This window comes from Cellulomonas sp. plas2 (genome assembly GCF_057221735.1).
The window spans coordinates 3,421,973-3,437,587 of sequence record NZ_CM170155.1 but is presented as its reverse complement, the minus strand read 5'-3'; the positions used below and the strand labels follow the sequence as shown (position 1 = coordinate 3,437,587).

Below are 15,615 nucleotides of genomic sequence, written 5' to 3'. Positions count from 1 at the left end.
CGCCCTACCAGCCGGCGCCGTACGCCTGCACGGGCGTGCGGGCACCGGTGCTCGCGGTGGCGTCGGCGAGCGCCTCCGCGGGCGAGCGCCCGGCGGCCAGTCCCGCGTGCACGGCCGGCAGCAGGACGCAGGCCTCGTCGTCGGCCACGGCGGCGGGGGACGCGAGCACGCAGCGTGCACCGGCGTGCAACCAGGCGCGTGCCATGCCGAGCGACTCGTCGCCCCACGGGCCCGACGCCTGGCCGAGCTCGCACGCGGACAGCACCACCGTCGTCGGCACCGCCGCCAGCCGGCCGACGTCGTAGCCCCACCAGGGCCCGTCGGCGAGTCGGACCGCGGAGAACCACGGGTTCTCGGGCGCGTGCCGCCCGTGCCCGACGAGGTGCAGGAGGTCGGCACGGGCCGCGGGACCGGCGACGGCGGCGGTCGTGGCGTCCGGCCCGACGAGCAGCGTGCTCGCCAGCCCGGTCGCCGCCCGGACGGCCGCCACCGCGCGCACCTCCTCCTCCGCCCGGGGCACGTCCGGGCCGGCGACGAGGAGCGCCGACGCGGGGCCCGGCGGGTGCGCCGCCGGCCGTGGCCCTCCCACCTGCCGGACCCAGCGCGTGAGCGACGGGGCGACGGTCACCGCGCGGTCGTCGAGCCCGGGGACGAGCGTCCACGGGACGCCCGCCAGCATGCCCGGCACGGACAGGACCACCCGCGACGTCGGCACGGCGGCGAGCGCCGGCGCGACGACCCGAGCCGCGAGGAGGGCCAGCCGCTCGTCGAGCGCCGCCCGCGCGGGGGCGCGCAGCGCGGCGGGCAGCCGGGCCGCGACGACGTCGAGGTCGGCCCGGAGACCGGCGAAGAGGTCCGGCCCGAGACCCGTCGCGTCGAGCGCGACCAGCCGCGCGGACGCCGGCCCGACGACGAGCGCGTGCAGGCCGTCCGCCGTCCGGACCCAGACGAGCGCGGTCGTCGCGGTGGCCGCCAGCGCCGCCTGCAGCGCCGCGAGGCGTACCGGCGGCACGGGGCCGTCACGGTCGCCGCCGCCTTCATCGTCACCGTCACCGCCGCCGCCGTCGCCGCGCGACTCCTCGGGGCCGGCGGCGGCCACCCAGCGCCGCTCCCGTAGCCGGCGCTGCAGGGCCTCCGCGCGCGCCCGGTCCGGACCCGTCGCGTCCGCGCCGAGCGCGCGCAGCTCGGTCAGCTCCGCCTCGGCGGCGGGGTCGGGCGCGGGGTGGCGGGCGGGGTCGGTCACGGGGGCGCCGAGGGTGTCGCCGGCGGCGGCGAGGGGCGTCGGCGGGTCGGTCCCGGGCGCCCGGGGGCCCACCGCGACCGACGCCAGCCCGCGCGCGCGCTCGGACCACGCCAGCACGGTCTCGGCCCGGCCCCCCGCCAGCGCGGCCGCGGTCCCCACCAGGGCGAGCCCGCGCCCGTGACCGGCGACCCCGCCCTGCAGGTCCGGCGACCCGAGCCGCGCCTCCCACCGGCGCAGCAGGTCCGTGCCGCGTCGCGCGGCGGCGAGCGCCTCGGCCCGCCGTCCGGCGGCCAGCGCGACGGTCGCCCGCACCTCCAGCGCGGCGACGAGCGTCGTCGTGGACACGGTCGCCCCCGCGCGGGCCGGGAGCCGACCCCGCCTCAGCCGCGCACACGCCGCGGCCGCGCCCTCGCGGGCCAGGACGGCGCGCGCCGCGAGGTGCGCGACGAGGGTCGCCTCGTCGGGCAGGCCGGCGGCGCGGGCGCGGGCCTCCAGGTCGTCGAGGTCCGCCGCCGCCGGAGGACGGCCGGCCGCGGTCGCGGCCGCCGCCGCGACGACCTCCGCCCGCAGCGCCGGCACGGGGGCGCCGTGGGCGCGCAGCCGCCGCGCGGCACGCCGGGCCACGACGGCCGACCGCGCGGGGTCGGAGGTCAGCAGCGTCCGGGCCAGGAGCACCTCGGCCTCGGCCTGGGGCCGGCGCAGGCCGTGGGCCCCGTGCACGGCGGCCGCGCGGGCGAGCAGCGGGGCTGCCTCCGCGGGCATCCCGGCGGCCAGGAGGACCTCGGCGCGGTCGGCGTCCGACACCGCCGTCGCGACGGGCGACCCCGCGACCGCGTCGTCGCGCGCGCCGGCCATGAGGTCGAGGGCGAGCGCCAGGTCCCCCGCGCGGCCGGCGGCGTACCCCTGGTTGTGCCGGGCGAGCGCCGCGTCGGTGCGCCGGCCGGCGGCGAGGTAGGCGTCGTGCGCGGCGGCGTAGTCGCGCTCGGCGGCGGCGCCGTGGCCGAGCTCGAGGTGCGCGTTCCCGCGGTTGAGCAGGACGCGGGCGCGCAGGGCGGGCTCGTGCAGGCCCGGCAGGGCCCGGTCGAGGTGGGTCAGCGCGCGCCGCGCGTCCCCGCGCCGCAGCTCGACGAGGCCCAGCTGCCCCGCGATCGTCGCCCGCACCTGCCCGTCCACGCCCGGCACGGCCAGCGCCCGCTCGCACAGCGCCACGGCCGCCGGCGCGTCCCCCGTCTCGGCCTCGACGTACGCGCGCGTGCCGAGCACCCGCGCCAGCAGGTCGCCGTCTCCGGCGGTGGTCGCCGCGGTCGCGGCTCGGTCCAGCAGGGGGCGGGCGGCTGCCGGGCGCCCGCGGTTGACCAGCGCGAGGGCGCGGGCGTGCAGCGCGGCGGCGTCGGCCGGGGCTGTGCGGGTGGCCGTACGGGTGGCCGTGCGGGTGGTCGTACCGGTGCGCGTGGCCCTCACCCGCCGGGCGCGCGGGCGGCGAGGAGCACCCGCCGCGCGGCCTCGCCGCGGGCCAGGACCCGCTCGACGGCGGCACGGGCGCGCTGCACGCGGGCGGCCGAGTCCGGTGCGGGGCCCTCCGCGCGCAGCCTCTCGTCGAGCACGGCCGCGATGCGCCCGGCGACGACGGGGGCGGCGAAGGACGTGCCGCTCCAGACGGCGAACCCGCCGCCGAACGCGTCGGGGTCGACCGTGGAGCGCCGCCGGCCGCCGGCGGTCGTCGCCGCGAGCGCGCCCCAGCCGCCGTCGAACCCCGTCGGCAGCGTCGAGACCAGGGCCGCGCCAGGCGCCCACGTGCCGACCCAGGGGCCCGCGTTGGAGAAGAGCGCGTCGGTGCCGTCCGGGTTGAGCGCCCCCACGGCGAGGAGCGGCGCGGCCTGCGGGTCCACGACCACCGGCGGCGCCCCGGTGCTCCACGGCCCGAACGCCGCCGGGAACAGCGGCCGGGCCGTCGCGTCGTTGCCCGCCGAGCACACGACGACCGTCCCCGTCCGGCCGATGGCCGCCAGGTACTCGTACAGCGTGGGGTCGAGGAGGGCGTCGACGGGGGTCTCGTGGTAGTAGCCCAGGGACAGGTTGAGCACGTCCAGGGCACGACCCGTCCCGGGGGCGTCGGCCTCGCGCGTGACGAGCTCGGCCAGGGAGTCCAGGGCCGCGACGAGGTCGCTCTCCGCGATGGCGCCGTCCGAGCCGACGACCCGCCACGCGAGCACCTGGGCGTCGGGGGCGGCCGCGTGCACGAGGCCGGCGATGAAGGTGCCGTGCCCGGATAGGGGGTCGCGCACCCCGTCGAGGGGCCCGGTCTGGTCGGGGTGCACCTCCGGGTCGGCGAGGGGGTCGTCGAGCCCGACCGGCCGGCCGTCGACGGTGACCGCGCGCTCCACGACGGGCACCGGCGCCTCGTCGAACCAGGGGTGCGGGCCGCAGCCGGTGTCCAGCACGCCGACCGCCGTGCGGGGGCGGTCGGGGGAGGGGTCGCGCGACGGCCGGACGCCCGCCCACGCGACGGGCTGCAGCCCGCCGGAGCCGGGCAGGGCGTAAGCCGACGTCGCCGTGCCCTCGCCGAGGAAGGGGTTGCTCTGGTGGAACGGGTTGGACTGGTGGAAGGGGTTGCTCTGGTGGAACGGGTTCGACTGGTGGAACGGGTTGCTCTGGTGGAAGGGGCTCGACGAGAGCCGGCCCGTGAGCAGCACCGCGTGGTCCAGCCCGACGCCGACGAGGTCCAGCGGTGAGCGCGCGCGCCGCCGGGCCCGCTGCAGCAGGGCCCACGCGTCGGGCGGGAGCAGGGCCTGCGGACCGGCCCGCACGACGAGGACGACGAGGCCCAGGGGTCCCGTGGCCCAGGGGAGCCGCTCGGCGCGCTCGCGGGTGCGGCGCTCGTCCTCGGTGAAGGAGGTGCGGGCGCCGTCCGGGTCGCGCTCGACGACCCACCCGAGGTCGTCCGCGGCCTCCTGCAGCAGCGCGACGGCGGCCTCGGGGTCGCGCAGCGTGGAGACGAGCAGCCGGTCCGGCGCGCGGACGGTCGGGTGGACGGGGACGGCCGTGCGCTCGTCGAGGACGACGCGGTCGGCGGCGGCCGGCAGCGCCGCCCACCGCGTGCTGGGGACCTCCGGGGACCAGCGCGGCCCCGCGGCCGCCCTCGGGTCCGCGGGACGCCGGCGTCGCTGCGGTGTCACGGTGCACTCCTCTGCTCGGGTTGCGGGTGGGTGCGGCTCAGACCTCGAAGGCCGGGGTGCGCCAGCCGAGGGGACGGGCGGCGTCCGCGTCCTCCGGTGCCGGCGTGTCGGCCGGCTCGAACCAGAGGCTGGCCGGCCCGGCCGGGACGCGGGCGAGGGCGAAGCGGCCGTGGCGGTCCACCTCCGCGCGCAGCTCGTCGTCCCCGCGACGCAGCACGACCTGCCCCGGCCGGGCCGGCGCGACCCAGCCGTCGACCCGCCGCGGGGCGGGGGCGGGTCCCGCGACGCCCACGGCACCCACGGCACCGGTCGCGCCCGGGGCCAGGGCGGCGACGCGCAGGAGCACGTCGTGGACGCCGTCGGAGAACTGCAGGGTGCGCACGTCGTCGTCCCCGCGGGCGCCGACGAGCCCGCCCGGCAGGCCGACCGCGTCGAGCAGGGCCCACTCCGCCTCGAGCCCGGCGGCCTCGACGGCGGCGAGCGCCTCGTCGGCCAGGTCGGCGGGGACGGGGTCGGCCTCCTCCCACAGCGCGCGCAGCCGGCGCAGCAGCGCGGCGTCGTCGGTGGCGCTCACGTCCCCGCCCCCGTCCCGGGCAGGGCGTCGCCCTCCGCCGGCGGACCGGCCTCGGTCCCCGCCAGCAGCGCCCGCAGCCGGACGAGGCACCGGCCGCGGGTCGGGCCGATGCTGCCGACGGGCATGCCGAGGTCCTCGGCGATGCGCCGGTAGTCGGGCCGCTCGTCGAACGCGACGACGCGCAGGAGGCGGCGGCACCGCTCGGGCAGCGCGGCCACCGCCTGCCACAGGACCCGGTCCCGCACCCGGGTGCCGACGAGCTCGTCGGCGCCGGGGACGGGCGGCGCGGCCCGCTCGAGCAGCTCGTCGGGGGCGGCGTGCGCCCGGGTCTCGCGGCCGGCCGCGCGCCAGGCCTCCCGGCGGGCCGTCGTCATGAGCCACGCGGTCACGGCGCGGGGGTCCTGCACGGTGGCGGCGTGCGTGACGAGCCGGCCCCACACCACCTGCAGGACGTCGCGGGCCGTCTCCTCGTCGAGCCGGTAGGCCCGCACCACGTGCCACAGGGTGGGCGTCAGCGCGCGGACGAGGGTGCCGACGGCGGCCGCGTCGCCGTCACGCCAGGCCGTGAAGGCCTCGGCCGCGACCTCCCAGACCGGCGCCTCGGCCGCGGGCGCCACGACGGACGCGCCGTGCGCCCGCGTGCGGTCGTCCACGGCGACATGCTGGCCCCGCGGCGGTGTCGCCCACAAGGGTGGTGCGGTCGGCATCGTCGGCCCCCTCCTGTCGGGGGTCAGGAGCCGGGCCGCCGCGTCCTGATACCCGGCGGCGGGTGTTCTGCGGCGGGAGTCCTGCGGCGGGGTCTCAGCGCGGCAGGGCGTAGGCGACCTCGTCGTCCTCGCCGGCGCCCGCCTGCTCGACGACGAGGCCGTCCGCGACGAGCGCCGCCAGGCACCGCTCGCGCTGGACGCGGTCGGGCCACGTGCCCGCCACGACGTGCGCCGGCACGGGGCCCGGGGCCTCGCGCAGGAGGGCCATGACACGTCCGCGGACCTGGCGGTCGGTCCCCGTCCAGGCCTGCGTGCGCCGGCGGTGCGCGTGCGCGTCGGGCGGGCTGCCGGCGCGACGCCACCGACAGGCGTCCTCGACCGGGCAGGCCGCGCAGCGCGGCGACCGGGCGGTGCACACGAGCGCGCCGAGCTCCATCGAGGCGGCGGCCCAGCGGGCGGCACCGAGGTCGTCGTCGGGCAGCCAGGCCTCCGCCAGCCGCGTCTCGACCGCCGTGACGGCCGGCCCGGGCAGCGCCTCGCCGACCGCGAGCCGCGCCAGCACCCGCCGGACGTTCGTGTCGAGCACCACGGCCCGCCGGCCGTACGCGAAGGACAGCACGGCCCCCGCGGTGTAGGAGCCGACGCCGGGCAGCGCCAGCAGCTCGTCGGCCGTCGCCGGCACGGTGCCGCCGTGCCGCTCGACGACCGCCCGCGCGCACTCCTGCAGCCGCAGCGCCCGACGCGGGTAGCCCAGCCGGTCCCAGGCCCGCAGCACCTCGTCGGTGCCCGCCGCCGCGAGGTCGGCCGGGGTCGGCCAGCGCGCCATCCACGCCCGCCACGCCGGCTCGACGCGGACGACGGGCGTCTGCTGCAGCATCACCTCGCTGACCAGCACGCCCCACGCGGTGCGGTCGGGCGCGCGCCAGGGCAGGTCGCGGCGGTGCTCGTCGAACCAGGCGACGACGCGCTCGCGGACGTCCGCGGGCGAGGCGTCGGCCCGCGCGTCGGCCGGCGCGTCGACGGGCACGTCGGCGGGCACGTCGGCGGGGCCGCCCAGCCGTATGTTCGCCGGCACGGTCGGGGGGACGTCGGACGGCGCGGCGGGGGGCACCGCGGCATCCTGCCCCACCGCGTCGTCACCCCGGTGCCGGTGCCGGGCTGGTCCTCAGGGCGGTGGCGGCCGGCCTACGCGGGCCCGACGCCGACGCGGAATCGGGCCGAGAAGCCCGTGCCGGCGACGTCGAACGTGCGCTCGTCGGGGTGGCCGGGCACCTCGCGGGAGGACTGGACCTCGGCCGCGGCCCCCGGGCGCGCGACCGCCCGGATGCCGTCCTGGTCGTTCGCCCGGTCGTGGGCGGGGTCGTCGACGAGGTACCGCTCGCCGGTGTGGACGTACAGCTCCCACGGCGAGCCGGGGAAGACCTGCACGTAGTACTGCTTGTGGAAGACCACGTTGTCGGAGAAGCCGAGGCCCGTGCTGTCGCGCTCGCCGAGGTAGACGTCGAGGCGCAGCACCAGCCCCTGGGCGCCCTCCGGCACCGCCCCCGCGTCGACCCACCCCTCCCACAGCAGGCGGTCCGGCCCCGCCCAGCCCGTCGTGCGGTCGCCGCGCTCGGCGAGCGGTCGGGACAGCTCCTCCTGCAGGTCGGGGAGGGGGTCGGTCAGGTCAGGACGGTGGAACGGGCCGTAGCAGTTCTGCGCCTCGGCGCTGTGGTGCACCAGCTCGAAGTCGACGAACCGCGGCTTCACCGACACCCCGAGGTAGAACTCGCTGCGCCCGAAGAGGTCCCCGCCCCGGCTGACGTCGGCCTCGTCGAGCCGGAGCGTCACGCGATGCGTGCCGTGGAAGAACCGCATGGCGATCTCGTACGTCTCCCGCGAGGTTACGAGCGAGTCCGGACCGCCGTGGCACTTGTGCACGAAGGTCCGCGGCGCCCCCGGCAGCTGGGCGGAGGAGTGCAGGACGAGCCCGTCGCTGCGGTGGTGCGCGAGGGTGCCCTCGTCGAGCAGCGTGGCCAGGCGGTTGGCCGCCGACGCGACCGCGACGCCGTAGGCGCGGTGGTTCGTGCCCACGACGGTGAGGACCCGTCGGACGTCGAAGCACTCGGCCCACTCGGTGAACCGCGTGCTCGTCGGGTCGAACGACGACAGCTCCCGCTCGGCCCGTTCGACCAGCGGCAGCATGCGCAACAGCCACCCGGGCGCCCGCTGGAAGGCGATGCCCCGGTGCGGGGTGCCGAGCGTGACGACGCGGTGCACGAGCCGCAGGGCCGCGCCGGCCTCCTCGCGGTGCATGCTCGCCAGGCCCTCGCGCACGACGAGGCCGCCCATGCTGTGGGCGACGACGTCGACGCCGTCGAAGTCCTCGCCGTGGCGGGCCGCGGACCGCTCGATCAGCCGCACGAGCCGGTGCAGCCCCTCGCCGTAGCGCTCGAGGGCGCGTGGCCGCAGGTCGTAGTAGCGGTAGACCCAGATCGTCCCGGCCACACCCGTCCGCAGCACGCGCGCCTCGGTCGTCGGGTCGAGCACGACGCTGCCGCGCACGGAGTCCTCGTCGAGGTGCCGCGGGTCGTGCGGGGGGTCGACGTCCCGGGCGTAGAACCCGACGACGTTCGTCGCGTCGCGGTACGGGTAGCGCTCGGACTTCAGCGCGCGCAGCACGAAGCCCTCGTAGATGTAGTTCTCGCCGCGCCGGGTGGGGTAGACCGAGCCGTCGTTGAAGCCCTGGTAGGGGCTGGCGGTCTCGTCGCCGACGTCCACGCCGCCGAAGCCGCGGACGAGCACCAGTGGTCGAGCTGCCGTCGTCATGCGGCCCCCTCGGTCCGCGCCACTTGGGCCGGGCACCCCTGCCCCGCTCGGGATGCTACGCGCGGGCGCGGGCGCGCCGGAAGGCCCTCGCCGGCGTACCGCACGCCCCGACGCCGCTCCGACGCCGCCCCGACGACGCGCCGCCGGGCCTCCCCGGGCCGCCGGCGGTCGTGCCTAGGGTGACGACGACCGGGTGCCGCGCCCGGCGCCCGACCGACCCGTCGCACCCGTCCCCGTGCGGACCCGTCCCGAGGAGAGCCGCGTGCCCGCGTCCACCCGTGCCCCGTCGGGGCGGCCCTCGCCCGGCGGCGCGCGCCCGGGGACCGGGGCCGCCCGGCCCCTGCCCGCGCACGTCTACCGCCGGCGTCGCGCTGTCGCGCTGGTCGTGCTGCTGGCGCTGGTCGCGGCGGTGGTCGTCGCCGTCGTGGCGGTGGTGAGGCTCCTGTCGCCCGACGAGGGGGCGGCCGCGACGGACGGCCCGGCGGCCGGGGCGCTCGTCGCCGGGGTGGCCGGCGGGCAGGCCTCGGCGCAGGGGGCGACGGGCGACGCCTCCGGTGCGGAGGGGGCGCCGGCGGCGGCACCGAGCCCCAGCCCCAGCGAGATCTCCGGCGTGCCGCTGTGCACGGCCGACGCGCTGCGCGTGGCGGCCGTGCCGACGACGACGGCCTTCCCCGCGGGCACCGACCCGACGTTCACCCTGCGCATCGAGAACACCGGGGACGACCCGTGCCTCGTCGACGCGGGGGACGCGCACCGGGAGGTCGTGCTCACCTCGGGCGACGACCGCGTGTGGTCGCCGCGGGACTGCGTGCCGGAGGGGGAGGGCTCCCGCCTGCTGCTGCTCGCGGGCGGCTCGGGCGACGAGCAGAGCCTGGCGTGGGACCGGGTCCGGTCGGCACCGGGCTGCCCCGGCGGGCAGGCGACCGCGGGGTCGGGGACCTACGCCCTGACGTTCTCGGTCGCGGGTGCGACGGCCCAGCCGGCGGTCTTCACCCTCGGCTGAGGCCGACCGGGGGCCTGGATCGGCAGGCGGGACGGTCAGACGGACCGCTCGAGGATGCTGGAACCGGTCAGACGTAGCGCTCGAGGATGCTGGACTCGGCCAGCCGGGACAGGCCCTCGCGGACGGCCCGCGCCCGCTGCTCCCCGACGCCGTCGACGGCCATGAGGTCGTCGATGCCGGCCGCCAGGAGCTTCTGCAGGCCGCCGAAGTGGGTGACCAGCCGCTCGACGATCGCCCCCGGGAGCCGGGGCACCTTCGACAGCAGGCGGTACCCGCGGGGGCCGACCGCCGCGTCCGGGGTGTCCCCGCCGCCCGGCAGCCCGAGCACGCGCGCGATGAGGGCGATGTCGAGCAGCTCGGTCGAGGTGAGCGAGGCCAGCGCGTCGAGCGCGGCGCCGGCGTCCGTGGCGTCGGCGCGCTGCGGGTCGAGGTAGTCGCGGGCGACGAGCTCCCGGTCGGCGCCCAGGCCGCCGACGAGCTCGTCGAGCTGCAGCGTGAGCAGGCGACCGTCCGTCCCGAGCTCGACGACGTAGCCCTCGATCTCCTCCGAGATGCGGCGGACCATCTCGAGGCGCTGCAGCACGGCGGACACGTCGCGGACCGTCACGAGGTCCTCGATCTCGAGCGCCGAGAGCGTGCCGCTGACCTCGTCGAGGCGGGACTTGTAGCGCTCCAGGGTGGCCAGCGCCTGGTTCGCGCGGGACAGGACCGTCGTCGTGTCCTCGAGCGGGTAGCGCTGACCGTGCACGTAGAGGGCGACGATCCGCATGGACGCGGACACGGACACCACGGGGAAGCCGCTCTGCTTCGACACGCGCTCCGCGGTGCGGTGCCGGGTGCCGGACTCGGACGTCTCGATGGAGGAGTCGGGCACGAGCTGGACGTTGGCGCGCACGATGCGGCTGATGTCCTTGTCGACGACGACGGCGCCGTCCATCTTGCACAGCTCGCGCAGGCGGGTGGCCGAGAACTCGACGTCGAGGACGAAGCCGCCGGAGCACATCGCCTCGACCGTCCGGTCCATGCCCAGGACGATGAGGGCACCCGTGCGGCCGCGCAGGATCCGCTCGAGGCCGTCCCGCAGCTCGGACCCGGGCGCGACGGCGGCCAGCGTCGAGCGCAGGAGGTCGTCGGTGCCGGGGGCTGCCACGGGGAGCATGGTACGGGCGGCACCCCGCGGCACGGCAGCGCCGCCCCGCGACGGGGGCGTGCTGTCCGCAAGCGGACGGGCCGCGGTCGGCGGCGGGCGGTCGCCGACCGCCGTGCCGAGCGGTGCCGGCGGCGCCGCGCTCCTCACCGGCCGCCGCCGGCGAGCCCGAGCGCGCCCACGGCGCCGGCCAGGTCCGCGACCGCGTGCACCTGCAGCGTGTCCGGCGCGGTGAGCCCCTCGACGCCGTGCGCCGGGACCACCGCACGGGTGAAGCCCAGCCGCGCCGCCTCCGCCAGCCGCCGCCCGAGCCCCGACACCGTCCGCACCTCGCCCGCCAGCCCCACCTCCCCGACGGCGACGAGCCCGCGCGGCAGCGCGAGGTCCTCGCGGCTGGACAGGGCCGCCAGCGCCAGCGCGAGGTCCGCCGCCGGCTCCACCGCACGGGCACCGCCGACCGTCGACAGGTACACGTCCTGGTCCGCCAGCCGCGTCCCGAGCCGGCGCTGCAGGACGGCCAGCACCATGGCCAGCCGGCTGCCGTCCACCCCGCTCGTCGTGCGGCGGGGGTTGGGGGCCAGGCCCGGCGCGACGAGCGCCTGCACCTCCGTGGCCAACGGGCGGCGTCCCTCGAGGCTGACCGTCAGGCACGTGCCGGGCACGTGGTGCAGCGCCTGGCTGACGAACAGGCCGCTCGGGTCCGACAGCCCGACGATGCCCTGCTCCGACAGGTCGAAGCAGCCGACCTCGTCCGTCGGCCCGTACCGGTTCTTCGTCGCCCGCAGCAGCCGCAGCCGCGAGTGCCGGTCCCCCTCGAACTGGCAGACCACGTCGACGAGGTGCTCGAGCGTCCGCGGCCCCGCCACGGACCCGTCCTTCGTCACGTGCCCGACGAGCACCACGGGCATGTCCCGCTGCTTGGCCGCGCCGATGAGGGCGGCCGCCACCTCCCGCACCTGCGCCACGCCGCCCGGCGCGCCCTCCACCCGGTCGGAGGCCACGGTCTGGACGGAGTCCACGACGAGCAGGTCCGGCGCGACCTGCTCGACGTGGCCGAGCACCGTGGCCAGGTCGGTCTCGTCGGCCAGGAGCAGCGACGGGTCCAGCGCCCGGATCCGACCGGCGCGCAGGCGCACCTGGCCCGACGACTCCTCGCCCGTGACGTAGAGGACGCGACGTCCGCCGCGCGCGGCCCGGGCCGCGACGTCGAGCAGGAGGGTCGACTTGCCCACCCCCGGCTCGCCCGCGAGCAGCACGACCGCCCCGGGCACGAGGCCGCCGCCGAGCACGCGGTCCAGCTCGTCCACGCCCGTGGGGCGCGCCCGGGCGGTCTCCACGTCGATCTGGTCGATCGGCCGGGCCGGGGAGCGCGTGGGCGCCGCCGCCACCGTCCGCGGGGCGCCGCCGCCCGGCCCGGCATCCTCCTGCACGGTGCCCCACGCCTGGCACTCGCCGCAGCGCCCGACCCACTTGGACGCGCCCCAGCCGCACTCCGTGCACCGGAAGGCGGGGCGGCCGGTCCGGTCGCCGCGGCGGACGCTCGTCGATGTCATGGCGGCGACCGTAGACGGACCCTCCGACACGGCCGGGCGCGACCCTCCCGCCGGCCCGGCGGACGGTGCCGCCGTCGGTAGGCTGCGGGCCGCCGAGCGGCACCGGCCGGGCGGCGCGGCCGGATCAGCGGTGCCAGGACGAGCGGGGGACGCGATGAGCACGGGGACGGCTGACGGCACGGGCGCGACGGCCGGCACGTCGACCGGCACGTCGACCGGCACGGCGACCGGCACGGGACGGCGCCGGCGGCTGCCGTGGGTCGTGGGCGGCCTGCTCGCGCTCGTGGCCGCGGGGCTCGCCGCGTGGCTGCTGCTCGGCCCGGGGCGGGAGGTCGTCGGCGCGGCCCCGGCACCGACGGTGACGGTGACCGCTCCCGTGCCGACGTCCACCGGGGTGCCCGCGGAGCGCCCCGCCGCGACCGCGCTCACCGCCGTGCTGCCCGGCACGCTGCGTGCGCACGCCCTCGTCGGGTCGGTCGCCGACACGACCTGGCCGGGCCAGGGCGCCGTGGAGGCGTGGGCGGACACCTACGACGGCGGGGTGGCCGTGCGGGTGGGGCAGTGGGCCACCCCCGAGGAGGCCGCCGCCGTCGGCGACCCGCTCGTCGGCGCCCTCGTCGGCGCCGGGGGTGACGGCGCCCGTTCCGGCGACGTCCCCGTCGCGGACGCGGCCGCCGGGCGCTGGGCGGTCGCGGACGGCGTGGCCGTGGACGCGGCGGGCACCCCGGTGCCGACGGAGGGCGTGTCCAGCGCGGCGTGGTGGAACGGCACGGTCGTCGTCGTCCTCGTCGCCCCCACGGCCGAGGTCGACGCGCTCTGGGCGGCCTACCCGCTCTGACCGGCCGCGACCGGGGCGGGCCGCGGCACCCCGTGCGCCGGGAGCGTGACCGTGAAGGTCGTGCCGTGCCGGCCGTCGGGCCGCTCGCCCGCCACCGCGCTCTCGACGGCGATGGCGCCGCCGTGCGCGCCGACGACCGCGTCGACGATGGCCAGCCCGAGCCCCGTGGTGCCCGACGCGCGGTTGCGCGAGGCGTCGCCGCGCGTGAAGCGCTGGAACAGCCGGTCGCGCAGGGCGGGGTCGATGCCCGGCCCGTCGTCGGCCACCACGAGGCGCACGCGCGCGCCGTCCGCGCGGGCGCCCACGGTGACGACCGTGCCCGGCGGCGTGTGCAGGCGCGCGTTGGACAGGAGGTTCGCGAGCACCTGCCGCAGGCGGTCCTCGTCGCCCCGCGCGAGCACGTCGAGCGGCTCCTCGTCGTCGCCGGTCCCGAGGTCGAGCCGCCAGACGTGGTCGCGGCCGGCCGCGTGCGCGTCGGCGACGGCGTCCACCGCGAGCGCGACGAGGTCCACGCTCCCCTCCGCGAGCGGCCGGCCCGCGTCGAGGCGCGCCAGCAGCAGGAGGTCCTCGACCAGCGCGGTCATGCGCCGGGACTCGGACTCCACGCGCGCCAGGGCCTGGCGGGCGTCGGCGGGCAGGGTCTCGGGTGAGCGGCGCACGAGCTCCGCGTACCCGCGGATCGAGGCCAGCGGGGTGCGCAGCTCGTGCGAGGCGTCGGCGACGAACTGCCGCACCTGCGTCTCGGAGGCCTGCCGGTCGGCCAGCGCCCGCTCCACGTGGTGCAGCAGGCCGTTGAGCGCCGCCCCGACCTGGCCCACCTCCGTCGCGGGGTCGGTGTCGGCCGCGGCGACGCGCTCGGGGATCGCCACCTCCCCGCGCGAGAGCGGCAGCGCGGCCACGCGCCGGGCGGTGGCCGCGACGCGGTCGAGCGGCCGCAGCTCCCGCCGCACGAGCAGCAGCCCCACGACGACGCCGACGCCGAGGACGACGAGCGCGACGAGGACCTGGACGAGCACGTAGCCCTCGACGGTCGTGCCGACGTCCGACAGGGACAGGCCCGTGACGACGAGCCGGCCGTCGTCCGTCGACGTCGCCAGGACGCGGTAGCCGCCCAGCCCGGCCACGTCCACGGTGACCGGCCCGCCCCCGGCCGGCACCGCGAGGAGCCGGTCCGCCTGGGCGTCCGTGAGGGCGACGAACGTGCCGCTCTCGGCGGAGTAGTAGCCGGCCTGCTCCACGACGCCGTCGTCCGCGTACAGCGCCAGCGTGCCGACGTCCTGGGGCGGTGGGCCGCCGGGGCCGACGACGCCGTCCCCGACGACGCCGTCCCCGACGACGCCGTCCCCGACCGGGCCGCGCTCACCACCCGGCCCGAACCGGCCGGCGCGGTCGCTCGCCTGCACGAGCCGCTCGTCGAGCTGGTCGACGAGCGAGCCCCGCAGCGCGATCGTCGAGACGACGCCCGTCGTCGCCGCGCTGGCGACGAGGAGCAGCACGAGCACGGCGACGAGCCGGCGCCGCAGCGTCCAGCGCCCCGGCACGCGGGCGGGCCGCGACGCCACGACGCTCAGGCGCCCGGCTTGAGCACGTAGCCGACGCCGCGCAGCGTGTGCAGCATCGGGGTGCGCCCCTTGTCGATCTTGCGCCGCAGGTAGGACACGTACAGCTCGACGATGTTGGCCTGGCCGCCGAAGTCGTACTGCCACACGCGGTCGAGGATCTGCGCCTTGGACAGCACCCGGCGCGGGTTGCGCATGAAGTAGCGCAGCAGCTCGAACTCCGTGGCCGTCAGGTGGATGTCGTCGCCGCCGCGGGACACCTCGTGGGAGTCCTCGTCGAGCCGCAGGTCGCCGACGACGAGGACCGAGTCCTCCTCGACGGCCGTCGCGCCCGCACGGCGCAGCAGCGCGCGGAGGCGCGCCACGACCTCCTCGAGGCTGAACGGCTTCGTGACGTAGTCGTCGCCCCCGGCCGTCAGGCCGGCGATCCGGTCCTCCACCGCGTCCTTGGCGGTGAGGAACAGCACCGGGACGTTCGGCTGCGTCGCGCGGATGCGGCGCAGCACGTCCAGCCCCGACAGGTCGGGGAGCATGACGTCGAGCAGGATGACGTCCGGCTCGAGCGTCTTCGCGTGCCGGATCGCGGACTGGCCGTTGAGCGCGTGCTCGACCTGCCAGCCCTCGTAGCGCAGGGCCGTGGCCAGCAGCTCGGCCAGCGTGGGCTCGTCGTCGACGACGAGGGCGCGCACGGGCGAGCCGTCGGGGCGGGTCAGGACATCGGGGCGCCGGGCGGTCATCGTCGTCATGCCTCTCACTCTGGGCGCACGACCTGTAGCGCTGCTGGTCGGACCCTGTGAGGTTGCTGGGGAAGACCGGGGCCGCCGACGAGGGGCCCGCGCCCGCACGGCCCTCCGCGACGACCCATCGGCACCCTCCGCGGACCGGTGAGTCCTCACCAGGGGCTTCACCGGTCCGCCACGTCCGGCCCACGGACCCTGCACGCACGCCTCACGGCCACCGCACGCCGCGCCCCACCCGCCCGGCGCAGCCCGCCGTACGCTCGTCGG

Annotated in this window: 12 protein-coding genes; 2 read left to right on the top strand and 10 right to left on the bottom strand. The window is 78.6% G+C overall.

The window, feature by feature from the left end; genetic code table 11:
- Positions 1–4: 4 nt before the first annotated feature.
- The 6 genes from AC2TDM_RS15280 to AC2TDM_RS15255 all read right to left on the bottom strand — a co-directional run bounded on the left by AC2TDM_RS15280 (position 5) and on the right by AC2TDM_RS15255 (position 8,508).
- Positions 5–2,704, bottom strand: coding sequence for a CHAT domain-containing protein (locus AC2TDM_RS15280; RefSeq protein ID WP_484635187.1), 2,700 nt, complete (start codon positions 2,702–2,704; stop codon positions 5–7).
- On the bottom strand, positions 2,701–4,419 hold the full coding sequence (locus tag AC2TDM_RS15275) for a S8 family peptidase (protein ID WP_090031148.1): 1,719 nt from the start codon (positions 4,417–4,419) through the stop codon (positions 2,701–2,703). Before AC2TDM_RS15275 ends, AC2TDM_RS15280 begins: the two co-directional genes overlap by 4 nt.
- A 37-nt stretch (positions 4,420–4,456) precedes the next feature.
- Positions 4,457–4,993 (bottom strand): hypothetical protein, encoded by a 537-nt coding sequence (locus tag AC2TDM_RS15270; protein WP_090031146.1) that lies wholly within the window; start codon positions 4,991–4,993, stop codon positions 4,457–4,459.
- A complete protein-coding gene (locus AC2TDM_RS15265; RefSeq protein WP_239078609.1) occupies positions 4,990–5,646 on the bottom strand; it encodes an RNA polymerase sigma factor in 657 nt (218 codons plus the stop codon). The genes AC2TDM_RS15270 and AC2TDM_RS15265 overlap by 4 nt, the downstream gene beginning before the upstream one ends.
- A 148-nt stretch (positions 5,647–5,794) precedes the next feature.
- Positions 5,795–6,727 carry an HhH-GPD family protein gene (locus tag AC2TDM_RS15260; protein WP_373308385.1) on the bottom strand — a complete coding sequence of 311 codons (933 nt, stop codon included), beginning with the start codon at positions 6,725–6,727 and terminating at the stop codon, positions 5,795–5,797.
- Positions 6,728–6,885: 158 nt separating this feature from the next.
- Positions 6,886–8,508, bottom strand: a complete 1,623-nt coding sequence (locus tag AC2TDM_RS15255) for an esterase/lipase family protein (RefSeq protein ID WP_139224298.1) — start codon at positions 8,506–8,508, stop codon at positions 6,886–6,888.
- Positions 8,509–8,770: 262 nt separating this feature from the next.
- On the opposite strand from AC2TDM_RS15255, the gene AC2TDM_RS15250 reads away from it, so the two are divergent.
- Complete coding sequence (locus tag AC2TDM_RS15250) at positions 8,771–9,511, top strand: hypothetical protein (protein ID WP_239078608.1); 741 nt, start codon at positions 8,771–8,773, stop codon at positions 9,509–9,511.
- Between the two features lie 67 nt (positions 9,512–9,578).
- On the opposite strand, the gene disA is transcribed toward AC2TDM_RS15250, so the two are convergent.
- Both disA and radA read right to left on the bottom strand, forming a co-directional pair.
- Positions 9,579–10,670, bottom strand: coding sequence for a DNA integrity scanning diadenylate cyclase DisA (gene disA / locus AC2TDM_RS15245; protein ID WP_090031311.1), 1,092 nt, complete (start codon positions 10,668–10,670; stop codon positions 9,579–9,581).
- Between the two features lie 134 nt (positions 10,671–10,804).
- Complete coding sequence (gene radA, locus AC2TDM_RS15240; RefSeq protein WP_090031141.1) at positions 10,805–12,211, bottom strand: DNA repair protein RadA; 1,407 nt, start codon at positions 12,209–12,211, stop codon at positions 10,805–10,807.
- 154 nt (positions 12,212–12,365) lie between these two features.
- Here radA and AC2TDM_RS15235 point away from each other — a divergent pair, with 154 nt between their 5' ends.
- Positions 12,366–13,049, top strand: coding sequence for a hypothetical protein (locus AC2TDM_RS15235; protein ID WP_175499281.1), 684 nt, complete (start codon positions 12,366–12,368; stop codon positions 13,047–13,049).
- Here the strand turns inward: AC2TDM_RS15235 and AC2TDM_RS15230 are convergent.
- Together AC2TDM_RS15230 and AC2TDM_RS15225 are read right to left on the bottom strand one after the other, a co-directional pair.
- A complete protein-coding gene (locus AC2TDM_RS15230) occupies positions 13,037–14,611 on the bottom strand; it encodes a sensor histidine kinase (protein WP_484635186.1) in 1,575 nt (524 codons plus the stop codon). The two genes, AC2TDM_RS15235 and AC2TDM_RS15230, sit on opposite strands and share 13 nt — an antisense overlap.
- Positions 14,612–14,616: 5 nt before the next feature.
- On the bottom strand, positions 14,617–15,354 hold the full coding sequence (locus AC2TDM_RS15225) for a response regulator transcription factor (protein WP_090031135.1): 738 nt from the start codon (positions 15,352–15,354) through the stop codon (positions 14,617–14,619).
- Between the last annotated feature and the right edge of the window lie 261 nt (positions 15,355–15,615).

Bases quoted from the DNA above. Each gene is read 5' to 3' on its own strand.
- AC2TDM_RS15255 (WP_139224298.1), bottom strand. From the start codon at position 8,508: ATGACGACGGCAGCTCGACCACTGGTGCTCGTCCGCGGCTTCGGCGGC.
- disA (WP_090031311.1), bottom strand. From the start codon at position 10,670: ATGCTCCCCGTGGCAGCCCCCGGCACCGACGACCTCCTGCGCTCGACG.
- AC2TDM_RS15225 (WP_090031135.1), bottom strand. From the start codon at position 15,354: ATGACGACGATGACCGCCCGGCGCCCCGATGTCCTGACCCGCCCCGAC.
- radA (WP_090031141.1), bottom strand. From the start codon at position 12,211: ATGACATCGACGAGCGTCCGCCGCGGCGACCGGACCGGCCGCCCCGCC.
- AC2TDM_RS15235 (WP_175499281.1), top strand. From the start codon at position 12,366: ATGAGCACGGGGACGGCTGACGGCACGGGCGCGACGGCCGGCACGTCG.